This window comes from Mycobacterium sp. 141 (assembly GCF_000382405.1).
Lineage (GTDB): Bacteria > Actinomycetota > Actinomycetes > Mycobacteriales > Mycobacteriaceae > Mycobacterium.
The window spans coordinates 1-19,862 of sequence record NZ_KB908271.1 but is presented as its reverse complement, the minus strand read 5'-3'; the positions used below and the strand labels follow the sequence as shown (position 1 = coordinate 19,862).

General features: G+C 66.0%; 19 protein-coding genes and 1 tRNA gene. 17 read left to right on the top strand and 3 right to left on the bottom strand.

Annotation, left to right across the window (positions count from 1 at the left end; all coding sequences use genetic code 11):
• Nucleotides 1-44 precede the first annotated feature (44 nt).
• From ponA2 to H276_RS0118365, 4 genes are all read left to right on the top strand, one after another.
• Nucleotides 45-2,501 carry a transglycosylase/D,D-transpeptidase PonA2 gene (gene ponA2, locus H276_RS0118380; protein WP_019972753.1) on the top strand — a complete coding sequence of 819 codons (2,457 nt, stop codon included), beginning with the start codon at nt 45-47 and terminating at the stop codon, nt 2,499-2,501.
• Between the two features lie 82 nt (nt 2,502-2,583).
• The gene (locus tag H276_RS0118375; protein WP_019972752.1) at nt 2,584-3,540 is read left to right on the top strand and encodes a metallophosphoesterase; all 957 of its coding nucleotides are present in this window, start codon (nt 2,584-2,586) and stop codon (nt 3,538-3,540) included.
• Nucleotides 3,537-4,628, top strand: coding sequence for a PLP-dependent cysteine synthase family protein (locus tag H276_RS0118370; protein WP_019972751.1), 1,092 nt, complete (start codon nt 3,537-3,539; stop codon nt 4,626-4,628). Before H276_RS0118375 ends, H276_RS0118370 begins: the two co-directional genes overlap by 4 nt.
• Nucleotides 4,629-4,935: 307 nt before the next feature.
• A tRNA-Pro gene (locus tag H276_RS0118365) sits at nt 4,936-5,009 on the top strand.
• A 64-nt stretch (nt 5,010-5,073) separates the two neighbouring features.
• Here the strand turns inward: H276_RS0118365 and H276_RS24850 are convergent.
• A complete protein-coding gene (locus H276_RS24850) occupies nt 5,074-5,232 on the bottom strand; it encodes a hypothetical protein (RefSeq protein WP_019972750.1) in 159 nt (52 codons plus the stop codon).
• 271 nt (nt 5,233-5,503) lie between these two features.
• On the opposite strand from H276_RS24850, the gene H276_RS25720 reads away from it, so the two are divergent.
• The 3 genes from H276_RS25720 to H276_RS0118345 all read left to right on the top strand — a co-directional run bounded on the left by H276_RS25720 (nt 5,504) and on the right by H276_RS0118345 (nt 7,977).
• Nucleotides 5,504-5,791 carry a hypothetical protein gene (locus tag H276_RS25720; protein ID WP_019972749.1) on the top strand — a complete coding sequence of 96 codons (288 nt, stop codon included), beginning with the start codon at nt 5,504-5,506 and terminating at the stop codon, nt 5,789-5,791.
• 284 nt (nt 5,792-6,075) lie between these two features.
• Nucleotides 6,076-7,386 (top strand): hypothetical protein, encoded by a 1,311-nt coding sequence (locus H276_RS0118350; RefSeq protein WP_019972748.1) that lies wholly within the window; start codon nt 6,076-6,078, stop codon nt 7,384-7,386.
• A gap of 93 nt (nt 7,387-7,479) precedes the next feature.
• Entirely contained in the window at nt 7,480-7,977 is a 498-nt protein-coding gene (locus H276_RS0118345; protein ID WP_019972747.1) for an SRPBCC family protein, read from the top strand.
• Between the two features lie 11 nt (nt 7,978-7,988).
• Here H276_RS0118345 and H276_RS0118340 read toward each other — a convergent pair whose 3' ends face one another.
• Nucleotides 7,989-8,453, bottom strand: coding sequence for a GatB/YqeY domain-containing protein (locus tag H276_RS0118340; RefSeq protein ID WP_026357163.1), 465 nt, complete (start codon nt 8,451-8,453; stop codon nt 7,989-7,991).
• A 69-nt stretch (nt 8,454-8,522) separates the two neighbouring features.
• On the opposite strand from H276_RS0118340, the gene H276_RS0118335 reads away from it, so the two are divergent.
• From H276_RS0118335 to H276_RS0118315, 5 genes are read left to right on the top strand one after another with little or no spacing between them, the layout of a single operon-like run.
• On the top strand, nt 8,523-9,650 hold the full coding sequence (locus H276_RS0118335) for a glycerophosphoryl diester phosphodiesterase membrane domain-containing protein (protein ID WP_026357162.1): 1,128 nt from the start codon (nt 8,523-8,525) through the stop codon (nt 9,648-9,650).
• Nucleotide 9,651: 1 nt separating this feature from the next.
• Nucleotides 9,652-10,305 (top strand): DUF4129 domain-containing protein, encoded by a 654-nt coding sequence (locus tag H276_RS0118330; protein ID WP_019972744.1) that lies wholly within the window; start codon nt 9,652-9,654, stop codon nt 10,303-10,305.
• Complete coding sequence (locus H276_RS0118325; RefSeq protein WP_019972743.1) at nt 10,302-11,414, top strand: DUF4350 domain-containing protein; 1,113 nt, start codon at nt 10,302-10,304, stop codon at nt 11,412-11,414. The genes H276_RS0118330 and H276_RS0118325 overlap by 4 nt, the downstream gene beginning before the upstream one ends.
• Nucleotides 11,411-12,376, top strand: a complete 966-nt coding sequence (locus tag H276_RS0118320) for a MoxR family ATPase (protein ID WP_019972742.1) — start codon at nt 11,411-11,413, stop codon at nt 12,374-12,376. Before H276_RS0118325 ends, H276_RS0118320 begins: the two co-directional genes overlap by 4 nt.
• Entirely contained in the window at nt 12,376-13,698 is a 1,323-nt protein-coding gene (locus H276_RS0118315) for a DUF58 domain-containing protein (protein ID WP_019972741.1), read from the top strand. Before H276_RS0118320 ends, H276_RS0118315 begins: the two co-directional genes overlap by 1 nt.
• A 79-nt stretch (nt 13,699-13,777) precedes the next feature.
• Here the strand turns inward: H276_RS0118315 and H276_RS0118310 are convergent, their stop codons facing one another.
• Nucleotides 13,778-14,770: a stage II sporulation protein M gene (locus H276_RS0118310; RefSeq protein WP_019972740.1), complete on the bottom strand. Its 993-nt coding sequence runs from the start codon at nt 14,768-14,770 to the stop codon at nt 13,778-13,780.
• Between the two features lie 32 nt (nt 14,771-14,802).
• Between H276_RS0118310 and H276_RS0118305 the strand changes: the two genes are divergently transcribed.
• The 5 genes from H276_RS0118305 to hxlB all read left to right on the top strand — a co-directional run bounded on the left by H276_RS0118305 (nt 14,803) and on the right by hxlB (nt 19,850).
• Nucleotides 14,803-15,669, top strand: coding sequence for an RDD family protein (locus H276_RS0118305; protein ID WP_019972739.1), 867 nt, complete (start codon nt 14,803-14,805; stop codon nt 15,667-15,669).
• A 62-nt stretch (nt 15,670-15,731) separates the two neighbouring features.
• Complete coding sequence (locus tag H276_RS0118300) at nt 15,732-16,307, top strand: TetR/AcrR family transcriptional regulator (RefSeq protein ID WP_019972738.1); 576 nt, start codon at nt 15,732-15,734, stop codon at nt 16,305-16,307.
• A gap of 51 nt (nt 16,308-16,358) precedes the next feature.
• The gene (lfrA, locus tag H276_RS0118295; RefSeq protein WP_019972737.1) at nt 16,359-17,894 is read left to right on the top strand and encodes an efflux MFS transporter LfrA; all 1,536 of its coding nucleotides are present in this window, start codon (nt 16,359-16,361) and stop codon (nt 17,892-17,894) included.
• Between the two features lie 164 nt (nt 17,895-18,058).
• Nucleotides 18,059-19,051 carry a Gfo/Idh/MocA family protein gene (locus H276_RS0118290; protein WP_019972736.1) on the top strand — a complete coding sequence of 331 codons (993 nt, stop codon included), beginning with the start codon at nt 18,059-18,061 and terminating at the stop codon, nt 19,049-19,051.
• Nucleotides 19,052-19,256: 205 nt separating this feature from the next.
• A complete protein-coding gene (gene hxlB / locus H276_RS0118285; RefSeq protein ID WP_019972735.1) occupies nt 19,257-19,850 on the top strand; it encodes a 6-phospho-3-hexuloisomerase in 594 nt (197 codons plus the stop codon).
• Nucleotides 19,851-19,862 lie beyond the last annotated feature (12 nt).

Below are 19,862 nucleotides of genomic sequence, written 5' to 3'. Positions count from 1 at the left end.
TGCTCGCTGGTGAACCCCCACGGAAGCGTCGTTACTCTATACCCATGCCGGACCAGCCGACGCGACCGCCGACCACGGTCACGGTCATCAAGCTCGCCTGGTGCTGCCTGCTGGCCAGCGTCCTGGTGGCCGCCTTCATGTTCCCTGTCGTCGGCGGATTCGGGCTGATGTCCAACCGGGCCTCCGACGTTGTTGCCAACGGCTCCGCCGCACTGGTGGAGGGCGACGTGCCGCAGGTGTCGACGATGGTCGACGCCAAGGGCAACACCATCGCGTGGCTCTACTCGCAGCGCCGGTTCGAGGTGCCCAGCGACCAGATCGCCAACACCATGAAGTTGGCGATCGTCTCCATCGAGGACAAACGGTTTGCCGAACACAACGGCGTGGACTGGCAGGGCACACTGACCGGTCTCTCCGGCTATCTGTCCGGCAACGCCGATACTCGCGGTGGTTCCACACTTGAGCAGCAGTATGTGAAGAACTACCAACTACTGGTGGTCGCCCAGACCGACGCCGAGCGCCGTGCCGCCATCGAGACCACCCCGGCCCGCAAGCTGCGCGAGATCCGGATGGCGCTGACGCTGGACAAGACGTTCACCAAGCCCGAGATCCTCACCCGCTACCTCAATCTTGTGTCATTCGGCAATGGGTCATACGGCGTCCAGGACGCCGCGCAGACCTATTTCGGCGTCAACGCCTCCGAACTGAACTGGCAGCAGGCCGCACTGCTGGCCGGCATGGTGCAGTCCACCAGCACGCTCAACCCCTACACCAACCCCGACGGTGCGCTGGCCCGTCGGAACCTGGTGCTGGACACGATGATCGACAACATCCCCCAGGAGGCCGAGGCGCTGCGGGCCGCCAAGGAGCAGCCGCTGGGCATCCTGCCGCAGCCCAACCAACTCCCCCGCGGTTGCATCGCCGCAGGCGACCGGGCGTTTTTCTGCGATTACGCGCTGGAGTACCTGGCCCGGGCGGGCCTCAGCAAAGAGCAGGTCGCCAAGGGCGGTTATCTGATCAAGACCACCTTGGATCCCGATGTACAGGTGTCGGTCAAGTCCGCGATCGACAGTATCGCCAGCCCCAGCATCGACGGCATCGCCAGCGTGATGAGTGTGATCAAGCCGGGCAAGACCTCGCACCCGGTGGTGGCGATGGCCAGCAACCGCACCTATGGCCTGAACACCGACGCCGGCGAAACCATGCAGCCACAACCGTTCTCTCTCGCCGGCAACGGTGCGGGCTCAATCTTCAAGATCTTCACCACGGCGGCAGCCATGGACATGGGGATGGGCATCAACACCACCCTGCCGGTACCGGGGTATTTCCAAGCCAAGGGACTGGGCAGCAGCGACACTCCGGGCTGCCCGAAGGAAACCTGGTGCGTGAAGAACGCGGGCAACTACCGGGGCTCCATGAGCGTCACCGAAGCGCTGGCCACCTCGCCCAACACCGCGTTCGCCAAGCTCATATCGCAGGTCGGAGTGCCGCGAGCGGTCGACATGGCGGTAAAGCTGGGCTTGCGGTCCTACGCCATGCCCGGCACCGCACGCGACTACGATCCCGACAGCAACGAGAGTCTCGCCGACTTCGTCAAGCGGCAGAACATCGGCTCGTTCACCCTCGGTCCACTCGAGGTCAACGCGCTGGAGCTGTCCAATGTGGCCGCCACGCTGGCCTCCGGTGGCATGTGGTGCCCGCCCAACCCGATCGACAAAGTCGTCGACCGCCACGGCCAGGAGGTTTCGGTGACGACCGAGACCTGCGATCAGGTGGTGCCCGAAGGCCTGGCGAACACCCTGGCCAACGCGATGAGCAAGGACGACAGCGGCGCAGGTACCTCGGCGGGCTCGGCGGGCTCGGTCGGGTGGGATCTGCCGATGTCCGGCAAGACCGGCACCACCGAGGACAACCGATCGTCGGCGTTCCTCGGTTTCACCAACCAGTACGCCGCGGCCAATTACATCTACGACGACTCGTCCACACCCAGCGAGTTGTGCTCGTTCCCGCTGCGCCAGTGCGGGTCCGGCAACCTGTTCGGCGGTAACGAGCCGGCCCGCACATGGTTCACCGCGATGAAGCCCATCGCCAACAACTTCGGTCCGATCGCGTTACCGCCCACCGATCCGCGGTACGTCGACGGCGGGCCCGGTTCGCAGGTACCCGTTGTCAACGGGATGGACGAGAACTCGGCCCGACAACGGCTCAAGGAGGCCGGTTTCCAGGTCGCCGACGGCACCAACTCGGTCAACAGCACCGCCAAGTACGGCACGGTCGTCGGCACGACTCCCAGTGGGCAGACCATTCCCGGCTCGATCATCACGATCCAGATCAGCAACGGCGTCCCGCCACCACCACCGCCGCCACCGCCTCCACCGGTAGCGCCGCCGATGCCCGGCGGCCCGCCGCCCGACCTCGGCCAGACGGTCGTGGAGATCCCCGGACTGCCACCGATCACCGTCCCGGTGCTCGGTCCGCCGCCACCACCGCCGCCGCCGTAACGGTCAGATCGTGACGTGCAGTTGCCGACTGTGACCGGCCAAGAAGCGGTGGGCGCACAGTATCGGGCAGTAGGCTGCCACCATGTCAGCAGCCTCGGTAGTCAAGAAGACAGCCGCCGTCGCCACGGGCTCGTTGGTGGCCGGGATCGGGTATGCGTCCGTCATCGAACGGAACGCATTCGTCCTGCGGGAAGCGACCATGCCGGTGCTGGCGCCGGGCTCATCACCACTGCGGGTGCTACACCTGTCTGATCTGCACATGCGCCCTGGTCAACACCGTAAGCAGGCCTGGCTGCGCGACCTGGCCCGCCTCGAGCCCGACCTGGTGGTCAACACCGGCGACAATCTGGCGCACACCAAGGCGGTGCCCGCCGTCGTCCAGTCGCTGAGCGAGTTGCTTTCGGTGCCGGGGCTGTTCGTGTTCGGCAGCAACGACTACTTCGCACCGCGGTTGAAGAACCCGCTCAACTACGTGATCAAGCCCCAGCACCGGGCGCACGGCGATCCGCTGCCGTGGCAGGACCTGCGGGCGGCCTTCACCGAGCGGGGCTGGCTGGATCTCACCCACACCCGTCGCGATATCGAGGTCGCCGGGCTGCACATCTCGATCGCCGGCGTCGACGATCCGCACCTCAAGCGGGATCGGTACGACACCATCGCCGGACCGGCCAACACGGCCGCGAACCTCACGCTCGGGCTGACCCACTCCCCCGAACCACGCGTGCTGGACCGGTTCGCCGCCGACGGCTACCAGCTGGTGCTCGCCGGCCACACCCACGGTGGCCAATTGTGCCTTCCGTTCTACGGCGCGCTCGTCACCAATTGCGATCTGGACCGGTCACGGGCCAAGGGCGCTTCCCGTTGGGGGGCCAATATGGCGCTGCACGTGTCGGCGGGCATCGGCACCTCCCCGTACGCCCCGCTGCGGTTCTGCTGCCGCCCGGAGGCGACGCTGCTGACTCTGGTCGCAGCGCCCACCGGCGGTGGTCATGTCGGCAGTCGTGCCGGCACGTCCTCGCCGACCGTCTCTGCACGGTGACCACGGCGTCCCGCAGCCAGCCGCGCGAGTGGGTGGACAATGCGGTCCAGCTGATCGAGGCCGACGCCCGCCGCAGCGCCGACACCCATCTGGTGCGGTACCCGTTGCCGACGGCATGGAGCGACAGCGTCGACGTGGCGTTGTATCTCAAGGACGAGTCGACTCACATCACCGGCAGCCTCAAGCACCGGCTGGCCCGGTCGCTGTTCCTGTACGGCCTGTGCAACGGGTGGATCAGCGAGAACACCACGGTGATCGAGGCGTCGTCGGGCTCGACGGCGGTCTCTGAGGCATATTTCGCGGCGCTGCTGGGCTTGCCGTTCATCGCGGTGATGACATCCTCCACCAGCGCGTCGAAAATCGCACTCATCGAATCACAAGGCGGCCGTTGTCATTTCGTCGCCGAATCATCCCAGGTATACGCAGAGGCGCAACGGCTCGCGGCCGAGACCGGCGGGCACTACCTCGACCAGTTCACCAACGCCGAGCGGGCCACCGACTGGCGCGGCAACAACAACATCGCCATGTCGATCTTCGAGCAGATGGAGCTGGAAGCCCACCCGATCCCGGAGTGGATCGTGGTGGGGGCCGGCACCGGCGGCACCAGCGCAACGATCGGCCGGTTCATCCGATACCGACGCCACGCGACCCGGCTCTGCGTCGTCGATCCCGAGAACTCCGCGTTCTTCCCGTCCTATGCGCAGGGCAGTGACATCGTCACAGGTGCCTCGTCGCGCATCGAAGGGATCGGCAGACCGCGGGTGGAGCCGTCGTTCCTACCCGACGTCGTGGACCGCATGATTTCAGTGCCCGACGCCGCATCGGTCGCAGCGTGCCGCCATGTCAGCGCCGTGCTGGGGCGACGAGTAGGGCCGTCCACGGGAACCAACATGTGGGGAGCGTTCGGGTTGCTCGCCGAGATGGTCAAACACGGAAAGAGCGGGTCGGTGGTGACACTGCTGGCCGACAGCGGCGACCGCTACGCCGACACCTACTTCAACGACGACTGGCTCAGCGCCCACGGACTGGATCCGTCCGGGCCCGCAGCGCTGCTGGCCGAGTTCGAACGCTCGGGCTCCTGGTCCTGATCACCTGCGCCGTCGGCCGTCACGAACAGCCACAACGCTGCAAGTGCGAAAAAGCCCAGGTAAAAGGTGGCGCCCAGGGTGGTCATGGTGGTCTCCAGTCGTGCCGGCGGGTTCAGTGTGCACAACGCCACCGATACGCCGAATTCATCCCGCGACGGATCGTGAGGTATGCCTCGGCGGAGCGTGAGCGTCGAGTTCGACACCAGGGTCGTGATCGCAGCCGGGCAACGACCCTGGTGTCGAACTCGACGACGGTGACCGTTTGGCTTTCGACCGCCCCGGTGCGATACGCTGTCGTGGCTTCACGCGGGGTGTGGCGCAGCTTGGTAGCGCGCTTCGTTCGGGACGAAGAGGTCGTGGGTTCGAATCCCGCCACCCCGACAGTGCAAGCAAGGCCCTGACCTGGGATTACCTGGTCAGGGCCTTGTTATATTACGAGGCTGGTTCACCCTCTGTCCGCAATAGTTTCCAGATCGTCGGGGCCCTTGCCTTCCATCCGAGTAGCCAGCTCGACGACGAGGAACTTCAGGAACGGCACTGACCGCCGTTCGTGGTTCACCCGGCGGCGAAGCATGTCGAAATCCCTCACCCGCAACGCAGCCATCTCTGCGTACCGCAGACGCCTATCTGCTGGTGCGTGAGATATGCCTCGATCGTTGGAGCCTCCGAGCCGCCCTCCATCAGTGTGGTGATCCAGGAGTGCACCGACGACGCCGAGGATCGGGGCGGCGTTCGTTGAATCCTTCACTTGTGCTTGTGTTTTCAACCACTGCGTATGCATCTCGCCGACCGTGACCGTTCCCGCACCAGGCGCGACATAATGTAATGCTGTCTAGCCACTTCGTCGCGTCGACCTTGCGGGCAAAATCCTTCGCATGCTCATTGCCAGATTCGTCGACATACCTTGCACGCCAGCGCATTCCGTTACCGTGGTCGGCACTAGCACGGTCTTGGCGCCGGATCGCAGTCAGCGAATCCTCGATGCCTCCAATACCCGGTTTACTCTGGACCGGCCTGTTTTCGGTGGTGTGGCCCTGGTGGCGCCCGGCCTGTTGCTGTTCGTCGTGTACTGGATCGCTCATCTTCTCGTCGACCGACTAGCTCATCGAGTCAAGGAGCCGCTGGGGCAAACCCAAGACATTCGTCGCCACAGCGCCCGCTGATCGCCGCCTTGCGCTATATTCAGCGGCCGCTGCCGCTGGCCAAGCCGGGAAATGGACACCTATCGGCGACCAGGCGCAGATCGCTAACGGCGTGCGGGGGTGTACGATTCGCGATCTCAGGCCCAGTACGGACCAATTCCGTATCGCACGGCGTGGGCAATTGAGGGCAAGCCACCGCGTGGGATACAGCAATTCTCGTCGTTGTTTTCGGCCAACTAGCGCCGGTCTTGGCAACTGCGCGCTAGCGTGACGCTCTGACAGTCTCATCATGGGTAGGAATAAGAATGAATGCATACAGCACGGTGAAAACACGCACGATTGCCGCCGGAGCCGTCGCAAGCGGGTTGTTCGCATCCGCCGGGCTAGGGGCAGTTCCCATCGCGAATGCGACCTGTGCGTCATTCTTCGGCATCGGCAACAGCGCCGACTGCACGAGCAATCTGTTGAGTTGGGCCGTCGCCATCGGCGACGGCGCGTCGGCGCACGCCGAAGGGTCCGTTGGCGGGGCATTCGCCCTGGGGATGAACAACACGGCCGCTACCGGCGCGGGGTCGATCTTAAACTTGGCCATCAGCGCCTTTGGCAGCAACAACTCCGTTGTGGCCGAGGGCGCCATCTCGAACTGGGCCACAAACATCGGTGGCGACAACAACACCGTCTCGACAACAGGCAGCCTGTTCAATACCGCCACCAACATCCTCGGTGACGGCAACGTCGTCACCACCCAGGCCGGATATGTGAACTGGGCGCGAAATGTGTTCGGCGACAACAATGTCGTCACGGTGAACGGCGGTGTGGCGAACTGGGCTCGGAACGCCTTCGGCGACAACAACAACTTGACAATACAAGCCGGTAATGCGAACACGACCAGGAACATCTTCGGCAGCGACAACACCGTGACGGTACAGGGCGGCTCCGGCAATCTCGCTCGAAACCTGTTCGGCGATAACAACGACATCACCACCCAGGTCGGCTTGTCGGATGTGGCCCTCAACTTTTTGGGTAGCGACAACGCCATCACGGCGACAGGCGGGTCCTTCAACGGCGCGAGGAACATTGTCGGCAATGGCAATGAGCTGTCGTCCGGGGGACCGGGGAGCAACCGGAACCTGGCTCTCAACGTGCTCGGCGGAGCCAACGAGCTGTCTGCGGGTGGACCCAGCAGCAATGTGAACGCCGCCCTGAACGTAGGGGGAGGCGGGAACGTCATCAGGGCCGGTGCGAGTGATTCCACACCCGGCAACTTCAACGCCGGGTTCAATGTCTTCGGCACCGGGAACACCGTGGCAGCGGGTCCCGGCCCGCTGGCGTTCGCCGGTTCGGTCTTTGCCGACGATCGGACCCCCACGCAGTCCGGTCCCGGCGTCGCAATCAACAACAACCGCTTCGGTGGGGCAGCCGCACAGAGCGGTCAGAGCACGACGGCTCGCACGACGAACGCGCAGTCGACGAAATCGGTCGATGCGCAGAAGGTCGGCAAGCACCGCGCGCAGACCAACAATCCGGTTAGTTCGGCGACCAAAACGTTGCATGACTCGCTGAAGAAGGCTACAGAGTCCAAGCACGCGAAAGCCGAATCCGCCGACGCCGACTAGGCTGACAAGCAAGGGCCCTGACCAGGCAATCCGGTCGGGGCCCTTGCTGTTTTCAACGGTCGAGCAGACCGCGCTGCTGGCATGCTCATTGGTATGCCCCGGTTCACGCTGAAATCCGTCGACCCTGATTTCTTCACCACGGCGCCGCACATCTTTCGCTACGTCAAACGGTTTGCCGCACCGCCGCAACAGGTGTGGGAATCGCTGACCTCCGACGAGTCGCTGGCCGCCTGGGGACCGTCGGTCACCCGGGTCACCTGGCTCTCGCCGCGACCGTTCGGGGTCGGCAGCTCCCGCGAGGTGGTGCTCGCGCCAGGTGTGGTGAAGGTGCACGAGGCGTTCTTCCGGTGGGAAGAGGGCCGGCGGTACTCGTTCGCCGTCGACCACGCCAACATTCCGACCCTGCAGCGGTTCGCCGAGGATTACCTGATCGAGCCCGCCGGTGACGGGCAGACACAGTTCACCTGGATCGTGGCGATCGAACCGAAGCCGGCGTTCACGCTGCCGTTCAAGGCGCTGGCCCCGGCGATCAAGGCGACGTTCGGCCGGCTGGTTTCCGACGGTGAACGCTACTTCGCCAGACAGGTGTGAGAGACCCCCAACTACAAGCGGGACTTGACGGCCGCGGACAACCGCGCGCCATCAGCCTTGCCATCGGCGATCGCCGTCGCGATCTTCATCACCTGCCCCATCTGGCGCATGCTCGGGCGCTCGCCGATGTCTTCGGCCACCTGGGCGATGGCGGAATCGGCAACATCGGCCAACTCGGAGTCGGTCAGCGGCGTCGGCAGGTACTCGTCGATCACCCTGCCCTCGGCATGCTCATTGGCCGCCAACTCACCACGCCCGTTCTGCGTGTAGATCTCGGCCGATTCGCCGCGCTTCTTGGATTCGCGCGACAGCACGGCGATCACCTCGGCATCGGAGAGCTCGCGCACCTGCTTGCCGGCGACCTCTTCAGTCTGGATCGCGGCAAGCACCATTCGCAGCGTCGCAGTACGCAACTTGTCCTGCGCTTTCATCGCTGCAGTCAGATCCGCGCGCAATCGATCCTTGAGTTCGGCCATGGCCACAACCTACGCCGCCGGGCAGCGGGGCACGTTGTCAATTTTGTCGGTCCTCGACAGGATGGAGAGATGACCAACGACGCCGGCGGGTACTCGCCGTACCCGCCGCCGCCGGGCCCGCCGGGCTACGGCCCACCACTGGGTTACGGCCCGCCGCCACCGGGTTACGGCCCGCCACCGCCTGGGTACGGCCCCCCGCCCGGGTACCCGCCTTACGGGCCGCCGCCGGGCTACCCGATGGCGTTCAAGCCGGGCGTTATTCCGTTACGGCCGCTGAGTCTTTCGGACATCTTCAACGGCGCGGTGAACTACATCCGGGCCAACCCCAAGGCGACGCTCGGTCTGACGACCATCGTCGTCGTAGTGGCCCAAATCATCTCGTTGCTGCTGCAGATCGGGCCGCTGACCACCTTCAGCACTTTCGACTCGACCCTGCAGGGCGATACACCGTCCGCGGGCGCACTGGCGCTGGTCTCGGCGGGGAGCTTCGCCGGCATCATCGTCACGGCGCTGGCCGGTGTGCTGCTCAGCGGCATGCTCACCGTGGTGGTGGGGCGCGCGGTTTTCGGCGGCACCATCACCATCGGGCAGGCCTGGCAACGGCTGCGCGGCAGATTCTGGGCGCTGATCGGCCTGACCGCCTTGGAGGCGTTGGCATTCGGACTGGTCGGCGCGATCATCGCCCTCGTCATCGTCATGGCCGCCGGGGTGGGCGGTGGCGTCGTGGCGTTTGCCGTCGGCGCCCCACTGGTGCTCGCGGCGATCGTCGGCCTCATCTACGCGATCACCGTGCTGCTGTTCGCCCCGCCGCTGATCGTGCTGGAGCACCAGAGTGTGTTCGCCGCCATCGCACGGTCGTTCGCTCTGGTGAAGCCCGATTTCTGGCGCGTACTCGGCATCTGGCTGCTGGCCGCGATCGTGGCCAACCTGATCGCGGTCGCGGTCAGCGTGCCGTTCGGCGTCGTGGGCGCGCTGCTGAGTACCGGACCCGGCGGCATCTCGATACCCGGTCTCGTCGTCTCGGCGATCGGCGGCGTCATCGGGCAGATCATCACCGCACCCTTCAACGCCGGTGTCGTGGTCCTGCTCTACACCGACCGGCGCATCCGCGCCGAGGCCTTCGACCTGGTGCTGCAGACCGGCGCGGTCGGTCCTGCGGAATCCACGGACCAACTCTGGCTGATTCGGCCTCGCTGAGTTGAGCACCATCGACATCGACCGTGACGCCGCGCACGACGCTGCGCAAAACGAGCTCAGCAAGCCGATCTACCCGAGATCCTCACCCACCCAGCAGTTCCTCGACTGGCTGACCGAGCTGTTGTACCGCCTTGCGATGCAGGGTTCGAAGGTCCCGGGCGGCTGGTTCACCATCGCGGTGCTGGCGATCCTGGTGGTGCTGGCCGTCGTGGTTGCGGTGCGGACAGCACGGCGCACCATGCGCACCACCCGTAGCGAGCAGTACGCCTTGTTCGGCAGTCGGGTGCTCAGCGCGGCCGAACACCGCCGCACGGCCGAGCAGTATGCAGCGCAAGGTAATTGGGCAGGCGCCATCCGGAATCGATTGCGTGCGGTGGCCCGTCATCTGGAGGAAACGGGGATTCTCGACCCAGTGCCCGGGCGCACGGCCACCGAGCTGGCCCGGGACGCCTCAGCCGCACTGGGCGACCTATCGGACGAATTATTCGGCGCAGCAATCATATTCAATGACATCACCTACGGTGAACAACCCGGAAGTGAGGCTGCCTACCGGAAGATCGCCGATCTCGACGGCCGGTTGCACGACCACGGTCGTGTGCCTGTGGCCGCCGCCACAGCGGCCCCGACCCCTGCTGGCTGGACCCCGGTGCGATGACGCTGCATTGGCGTACGGCGCGCTGGGTGCTGTTGGCTGTCATGGCCGTCGTGGTGGTGGCCGCGGTCAGCACCTACCTGACAGCGCCGCGACCAGGTGGCCGGCTGGACCCCGAGGCAACCGGGCCCGACGGCGCACACGCTCTGGTCGCGCTGCTGCGCCAGCACGGTGTCGAGGTGATCACCGCCGATACGATCGGCGACGTGCAGCGGGCTGCCGCGCCCGACACCCTCGTGGTGGCGGCGCAGACCTTGTATCTGTCGGACGAAGACCAACTGCATCAATTGGCGCAAGCCCCGGGAGATCTGCTGCTCATTGCACCCGTCAGCAAGACCAGGGAGGCGCTGGCCCCGAAAATCAAGCAGGGCAAGGCCAGTTCGTTCGGCGGTGGCGACCCCGATTGCGATCTGGTCGAGGCCACCCGCTCGGGCGATGTCGAACTCGGCCTGACCAACACGTTCCAGCCGGTCGACGACGCCCAGGTGACCAGTTGCTATCAGGGCGCGGTGGTCCGCTACCAGGACGGCGGTCGAACCGTCACGGTCGTGGGCACCGGGGACTTCATGGCCAACGGCGGCTTGCTCAAGGCCGGCAACGCCGCACTCGCGATGAATCTGGCCGGCGCCCGGTCCCGGGTGATCTGGTACGCGCCTCAGCACCCCGAAGGTGAATCCACGGGCGGTAAAGGGATTTCTGCCCTGCTACCCACGCAAGTGCGGTGGGTAGTGTTGCAGCTGGGCTTGGTGGTAGCACTTCTCGCGATGGCAAGCGCGCGGCGCCTCGGCCCTCTGGTCGCCGAATCGCTACCGGTAGTGGTGCGGGCATCTGAGACGGTCGAGGGACGCGGTCGCCTGTACCGCAGCCGGCGGGCTCGCGACCGCGCCGCCGAGGCTCTGCGGTCCGCGACCATCATGCGACTGCTGCCACGACTCGGCCTGACGACCGGCGCCGCACCCCAGACGGTGGCCGCCGCGATCGCCGCGCGCGCAGGTGGCGACACCGGCGTGGTCGGCCACACGCTGTTCGGCCCACCCCCTGACACCGATTCCGATCTCGTACATCTGGCCCATCAACTCGACGACATCGAAAGGCAGGTCGCGCAGTCGTGACTCACCCCGCCCTTGATTCCGATGCGGCGCGAAATGCCCTGCTGTCCTTGCGAAATGAGATCTCCAAAGCTGTCGTGGGGCAAGAAGCTGTAGTCAGCGGCCTTGTCATCGCCCTGCTGTGCCGTGGCCACATCCTGCTCGAAGGCGTGCCCGGCGTGGCCAAGACCCTGCTGGTGCGCACCTTGGCCGCCGCGCTGCAGTTGGAGTTCAAACGCGTGCAGTTCACCCCGGATCTGATGCCCGGCGATGTCACCGGCTCGTTGGTGTACGACGCACGCACCGCCGAGTTCGAGTTCCGCGCCGGGCCGGTGTTCACCCATCTGCTGCTGGCCGACGAGATCAACCGAACTCCGCCGAAAACCCAAGCGGCACTGCTGGAGGCGATGGAGGAACGTCAGGTCAGCATCGACGGGCGCCCCCGGCCGCTGCCTGATCCGTTCATCGTGGCGGCCACGCAAAACCCCATCGAGTACGAGGGCACCTACCAGCTGCCGGAGGCGCAGCTCGACCGGTTCTTGCTCAAGCTCAATGTGCCGCTGCCACCGCGGGATCAGGAGATCGCCATCCTGGGGCGTCATGCTCACGGCTTCGATCCCCGCGACCTGTCCGCTGTGCGACCGGTGGCGGGCGCCGCCGAGCTGGCCGCGGGTCGCGAGGCTGTGCGCCAGGTGCGAGTGGCCGATGAGGTGCTCGGTTACATCGTCGACATCGTCGGTGCCACAAGGAATTCACCGGCCCTGGCACTGGGTGTGTCCCCGCGCGGCGGTACCGCACTGCTGGCCACAGCACGTTCTTGGGCGTGGCTGTCCGGTCGCAACTACGTCACCCCCGACGACGTCAAGGCCATGGCTCGTCCCACACTGCGGCACCGGATCGCGTTGCGCCCCGAAGCCGAACTGGAAGGTGCGACACCCGACGGTGTGCTCGACGGCATCCTCGCGGCCGTCCCGGTACCGCGCTGATGATCCTCACCCGCCGGGCCGGTGTGGTCGCACTGATCGCGGCTGTGCCGATCGCGTTGACACCGTGGCCGGCAACGGTTTTCGCAGTACTCCTGGTGCTGCTGGTGATCGCGGTGGCACTCGATGTAGTGCTGGCCGGCAGTCCGGCTGCGGTGAGGATGCAACGCGGCGGGGACAGCACCGCGCGGTTGGGTCAGTGCGTGGACGCGGTGTTGACGGTGCACAATACGGGGCGTCATCGGCTGCGCGGACGTCTGCGTGACGCGTGGGCACCCAGTGCGGGCGCCGAACCACGCTTGCATCCGCTGGACCTCCCTGCCGGACAACAGGTTCAGCTGAGCACCCGGTTGCGTCCGGTGCGGCGCGGGGATCAACGATCGGAGTTCGTTGTGGTGCGTTCGATCGGCCCGCTGGGGCTGGCCGGCCGTCAACGCACACTGCCGGTAGCCGGTCAGGTGCGCATCCTGCCGCCGTTCCTGTCCCGCAAGCATCTGCCGTCACGGCTGGCCCGGCTCCGTGAACTGGACGGCGCCATACCGGTGTTGATCCGTGGTCAGGGCACCGAATTCGATTCCCTGCGTGAGTATGTCGTCGGCGACGATGTCCGCTCGATCGACTGGCGGGCCACCGCGCGGCGCTCCGACGTGGTGGTGCGTACCTGGCGGCCGGAACGCGACCGCCGGGTGGTGATCGTGCTCGACACCGGGCGCACGTCGGCGGGCCGTGTCGGGGTGGATCCCACTGCGGGTGATCCGAGCGGCTGGCCCCGGCTCGACTGGTCGATGGATGCCGCGCTGCTGCTGGCCGCACTGGCCTCGCGGGCCGGCGATCACGTGGATTTCCTTGCCTTCGACCGGGTTACCCGCGCCGGAGTGTTCAACGCGTCGCGCACGGGGCTGCTGGCCCAATTGGTGGAGGCGATGGCTCCGCTGCAACCGGCACTGGTCGAGTCCGACGCCTCGGCCATGGTGGCCGCGGTGACCCGGCGGGTGCGTCAGCGCGCGCTGGTGGTGCTGCTGACCGACCTCAACGCCTCGGCGCTCGACGAGGGGCTCATGACGGTACTGCCGCAGCTCTCCACGAAGCATCAGGTGCTGCTGGCCGCGGTGGCCGATCCTCGGGTCGAGCGGTTGGCCGCCGGTCGTGACGACGCCGCGCAGGTGTACGACGCCGCAGCGGCCGAGCGGGCCCGCAACGATCGTCAGACCATCGCAACCTGGTTGCGGCGCAATGGAGTTGACGTGGTCGATGCCGCGCCCGAAGAGCTCGCGCCGACGCTGGCCGACCACTATCTGGCGATGAAGGCGGCGGGAAAGCTCTAGTTTTCATTGCGCGAGCAGACATGTGGGTCCCGCATACGCGGCGTGTCGGGGACCTCCGTGTCTGCTCGCGGGAGGAAAGTCAGCCGACCGGCACCACGTCGGGGGCGTCGTCGATATCGCCGGTCTCGCCGGCCCGCACAGCCTTGCGGCCGAAGTAGATGACATAGGTCAAGAACGCGATCTCCACGGCGACACCGATCCCGATACGCACCGCGGTCGGTAGCGGCGAGGGCGTCACCATCGCTTCGACCAGGCCGGAGACCAGTAGCACCGCCGCCAACCCTACTGCGACGGCCACCACAGCCCGACCCTGCTCGGCAAGCACCTGTCCGCGCGGCCGATCGCCGGGTGCGATCACCGTCCAGCCCAACCGCATTCCCACCGCACCCGCCAGAAACACCGCGGTGAGCTCGAGCAGCCCGTGCGGCAGGATCAGACCCAAGAACAGATTGCTCTTGCCGGCGGCGAACATCAGCCCGGCGATCACGCCCAGGTTCGCGGCGTTCTGGAACAACAGGTACGGGATGGGCAGCCCGAGCAGGATCGCGAACCCGATGCACTGCGCGGCCACCCAGGAGTTGTTCACCCACACCTGCAAGGCGAACGAGCCGGCCGGATTGTCGCTGTAGTACGACGCGAAATCGTGATTGATCAATTGGTCGATGTCGCTTGGGGTTCCGATGGCCGTGTACACCTCGGGATTGCCGCCGACCCAGAAGGCCAGGCCGAACACCACCAGCATGAACGCCACCGCCGTGCCGAGCCACCAGCGCCAGGCGCGGTAGGCCACCACCGGAAACGACACCGTCCAGAACCGCACGAACTCCCGCCACAGCGGAGCGTGCGCACCGGTCACCACGGAGCGGGCCTGGGCCACCAGCCCAGACAGCCTGCCGACCAAAACCGAGTCACTCGACGCCGATCGGACCATCGACAGGTGAGTGGACACCCGCTGGTACAGATCCACCAGCTCGTCGACCTCTGCGCCGGTCAGCCGCCTGCGCCGTTTGACCAACTGCTCGAGGCGGTCCCACGTGGCGCGATGGGCCAGCACGAACGCATCGACATCCACCCGGCCGATGGTAATCGGTAGGTTGGGACGCTATGTCCTACCAACCGGCCCTCCAGCGCGGACCGGTGGTGACCGGGGATGCGGTGATCCTCGATATCCAGATCGCACAGCTGCCGGTGCGCGCCCTGGCCTCGGTCATCGACATTCTGGTGATCCTTGCCGGCTACCTCGTGGGCGTGATGCTGTGGGCGATTACCCTCAGCCAACTCGACGACGCGCTGTCGGCGGCGATCCTGATCATCTTCACGGTGCTGGCACTGGTCGGCTATCCGGTGATCATGGAGACCACGACGCGCGGCCGCTCGCTGGGCAAAATGGCAATGGGTCTGCGGGTGGTCTCCGAGGACGGCAGCCCGGAACGCTTCCGCCAAGCCCTGTTTCGCGGGCTGTCCGGCGTCATCGAAATCTTCATGTTCACCGGCGGTCCGGCGGTGATCTGCAGCCTGCTCTCCCCCAAAGGTAAGCGGATCGGCGACATCTTCGCGGGCACGCTGGTGATCAGCGAGCGCGGTCCCAAGCTGACACCGCCCCCGGCCATGCCGCCGATGCTGGCATGGTGGGCGTCGTCACTGCAGTTGTCCGGGCTCGGCACCGAGCAGATCGAGCTGGCCCGGCAATTCCTGTCGCGGGCGCATCAACTGGATCCGCGTATCCGCGAGGAGATGGCGCACCGGGTGCTACACGAGATCGCGACCCGGATCTCGCCGCCCCCGCCGCCCGGCGTACCGCCGCAGTACGTGCTGGCCGCGGTCCTCGCCGAACGGCACCGCCGCGAGGTCGTTCGCCTCGTTCCCCCCATGCTGGCCTCATATCCACCCCCGCAGCCGCCGCAGTACGCGCCGCCACCGGCAACACCGCCACCGCCGCCCCAGTCCGGTGGATTCGCCCCGCCGAACTGAGGCTCAGCGGGTGATGGGACACACATGTCTCATTTTGGATCAATTATGCTACATTTTGATGCATGAACACCCAGGTGGCCACCCACAGCGGAGTGCGTGAGCGCACCCGCAGGGCGATCCTGGATGCCGCGATGGCCATGCTGGCCGACCACCCGGCCGCCAGCATGGCCGAAATCGCCGCGGCCGCGAACGTCGGGCGCAGCACGTTGCACCGCTACTACCCGGAACGCTCTGACCTGCTTCGCGCGGTCGCCTATCACGTGCACGCACTCAGCAGCGCCGCGATCGAGCTCGCCGAGCCCACCAACGGACCGCCCGAAGCGGCACTGCGCCGGGTGGTGGAGAGCCAGCTCGACCTCGGCCCCATCGTGCTCTACATCTACAGCGAACCGACCATTCAGGCCGATCGCGAACTGGCGGCCCACCTGGACACCGGCGACGAAGCGATCACCGAGGTGCTCGAGCGAGCGTCGGCGCAGCGGCCCGAATATCCCCCTGGATGGGCCCGACGGGTGTTCTGGGCGCTGCTGCTGGCCGGCTACGAGGCCATCAAGCAGGACAGCACCCCGCGCCACCAGATCGTCGACGCCATCATGAACAGCCTCACCGCCGGCACCGTTCACCTGCCGCGCAGCTGAATATCACTACACCACAACGCTTTCCCTCTTTCTCGGCCACAGGAGTTCCCCATGTCCGCCTGCCTCGACGCCACGCCGTCGCAGACAGCTACCACCCCCAGACGCGCCTGGCTCGCGCTGGCCGTCCTGATGCTGCCGGTGCTGCTCATTGCCATCGACAACACCGTGCTGGCTTTCGCGCTGCCGATGATCGCCGAGGATTTCCGGCCCGCGGCATCGGTGCAGCTGTGGATCGTGGACGTCTATTCACTGGTGCTCGCCGCGCTGCTGGTCGCCATGGGCAGCTTCGGTGACCGGATCGGCCGGCGCCGCATCCTGCTGATCGGCGCCAGCGGCTTCACCGTCATGTCGGTCGCGGCCGCATTTGCTCCGAGTGCGGCGTACCTCGTCGCCGCCCGCGCCGGGCTCGGCGTGTTCGGCGCGATGCTGATGCCCGCGACGCTGTCGCTGATCCGAAACATCTTCACCGAGGCCGGTCCCCGCCGGCTCGCCATCGCCATCTGGGCGTCCTGCTTCACGGCCGGCACCACGCTGGGTCCGATCGTCGGTGGCGCTCTGCTGCAGCACTTCCACTGGGGTTCGGTGTTCCTGGTGGCCGTGCCGCTCCTGCTGCCGCTGCTGGTGCTCGGCCCGCGCCTGGTGCCCGAATCCCGTGACCCGCGTCCGGGGCCCGTCGACCTGCTGAGCGTGACGCTGTCGTTCACCGCGATGCTGCCGTTCGTCTGGGCCGTCAAAACCGTTGCACACGACGGCTTGTCGGTGATGGTCGGGATTGCCTTCGCCGTCGGCATCGCCTCGGGCGTGTTGTTCGTGCGCCGGCAGAACCGCAGCGCCACACCGATGCTCGATATGAGCCTGTTCTCCTACGGCCCGTTCAGCTCGTCGATACTGGCGAACTTCCTGTCTATCGTGGGCTTGATCGGATTCGTGTTCTTCGTCTCTCAGCATCTGCAGCTGGTGCTCGGTCTGTCGCCGCTGGCGGCCGGTCTGGTCACCCTGCCGGGTGCTCTGGTGTCGATGATCGCCGGCATCGCCGTGGTCAAGGCGGCCAAACGCTTTTCCACCCAGACGCTGATGGTGAGCGGTTTGGCGTTCGTCGCGGCCGGATTCGCAATGATCATGCTGTTCCGCCACGATCTGACGGAGGTCGCGGTCATCGTGTCGTTCGTCGTGCTGGAACTCGGCGTCGGTGTCTCGCAGACGGTGTCCAACGACACCATCGTCGCCTCGGTTCCCGCCGCGAAAGCCGGTGCCGCGTCGGCGGTCTCGGAGACCGCCTATGAGCTCGGTGCCGTGGTCGGCACCGCGACGCTCGGGACCATCTTCAGTGCGTTCTACCGCACCAACGTCGAGATTCCGACCGGGCTGACGCCGGAGCAGGCCGGTGCAGCCGGCGAGAGCATCGGCGGCGCCGTGTCGGTCGCCACGGAACTCCCAGCGGAAACCGGGGCGCGCCTGTTGGATTCGGCCCGTACGGCATTCGACTCCGGCATCGCACCGACGGCGCTGATCGCGATGGCACTGTCACTGGCCGCCGCGGCGATCGTGGCGTGGTCGTTCCGCAGTACGGCCACGGATCAGCGATAACGTAGGCCGCCCGGTTCAGCCGGAACAGTGCGACCCCGCCGGCGTACATCGCAGACCTGTCACGGTCCAGGCCGCGCATGGCTGCGCGACCCATGCCGTTCCGCGGCGTACCCGACCATCGCGCATAATCCTTGGCAAGCTCTTTGACACAGAACGGATATCAAATGTCGATACGTTGGGGAATTGTCGGGCCGGGTCGGATCGCGGAGAAGATGGTGGGCGACTTTGCCCACGTGCCGGACGCGACGGTCCTCGCAGTCGCATCTCGATCCGCTGATCGCGCAAAGGCATTTGCTACCAAACACGGCATCGAACGCAGCTACGGTTCGTACCGGGACATGATCGCCGACCCCGATGTCGATGTGCTGTATATCGCGACTCCGCATACGCACCACCGCGCCATCGGGCTTGCTGCTGCATCCGCCGGCAAGGCCTTGCTGGTGGAAAAGGCCTTCACCGCCACTCTCGCCGGGGCCGAATCATTGGTGGACGCGGTGCGCAAGCATGATGTGTTCGCGATGGAGGCAATGTGGACCCGCTTCCAGCCTGCGGTCGTGGCCGCACGCAAATTGCTTGCCGACGGTGCGATCGGCACGGTTCGGTCGGTGCAGGCCGATCTCGGCGTGACGCGATCCTTCGATCCCACCGATCGGGTCTTCGCCCACGAACTCGGCGGTGGCGCCCTCCTTGACCTGGGTGTCTACGTAGTGTCGTTTGCTCAGATGGTGCTCGGAAACCCGACGTCCGTTTCGGCATTGGGTTCGCTCGAACCGTCGGGCGTGGATGCCGACGCGACCATGCTGCTCGGTTTCGACGAGGGTAGGACCGCGACACTCATGTGCTCGTTGCACAGCCCGATGCCCGGGCACGCCCGGATATTCGGTACCACGGGGTGGATCGATATCCTGCCGCGTTTTCACCACCCGAATTCTTTTGTGCTGCACCGACAAGGCCACGAATCGGAACAGTTCGACCTTCCTGCGCTGGGAGACGGGTTTTCACACGAACTCATCGAAGTCACCGAGGCGATCAAAGCTGGGCGCACCGAGAGCGCGGTCATGCCACTCGATGACACGCTGACTGTGCAACGGGTACTGGAAGATGCGCTGACGCAACTCGGCGTTCGATTTGACGAGGATCCCGCGGCTTTCGTGTGACCGCGGAGTCACGCTCGTAGCGGTGGTCACTTTTGCGGGGAGAACGAACGCTCCGGGCTCGTTCCTCCAGTAAAGTGCGGAACGATCCACGTAGCAGCCTACTCAAACGGGTAGATCAAACCATCCCAAATTGGCGTTCCTCCAACCCGCAAATGACAGGACGATTGAACGTCAGGCCCCACCTCTGGAGGAGGAGAAGAACATCATGTCCGGCACCACGCATGTCGCCTCGGAAGTAAACCGGGACAGTATCGCGAACAATCTGTCCCTTGTCGTGGACGAGATCACGAATACCACGGCCAAAGTCAATGCAGAGCAGCTGGCTATCCTGGCTCGCCATATCGCCCAGCCGGGTCGGGTGTTCTTCGCTGGAGCGGGTCGTAGCGGGCTGGTCCTGCGCATGGCCGCCATGCGGCTGATGCACCTCGGTCTGCACGTGCACGTTGCGGGCGACACCACCACCCCCGCGATCGGTTCCGGTGACCTGCTTATCGTGGCTTCCGGGTCGGGAACGACCTCGGGTGTGGTCAAGTCGGCCGAGACCGCCAAGAAGACCGGGGCCCGTGTCGCCGCGCTGACCACCAATGCGGATTCGCCGCTGGGTAAGCTCGCTGATGCGTTGGTGATCATTCCCGCCGCGCAGAAGACCGATCACGGCTCGCACATTTCGCGTCAGTACGCGGGGTCGCTGTTCGAGCAGGCGCTGTTCGTCGTTACCGAGGCCGTGTTCCAGTCGCTGTGGGACCACACCGATATCGAGGCCGAGGAACTCTGGACGCGCCACGCCAACCTCGAATGACCCAACCCTGAC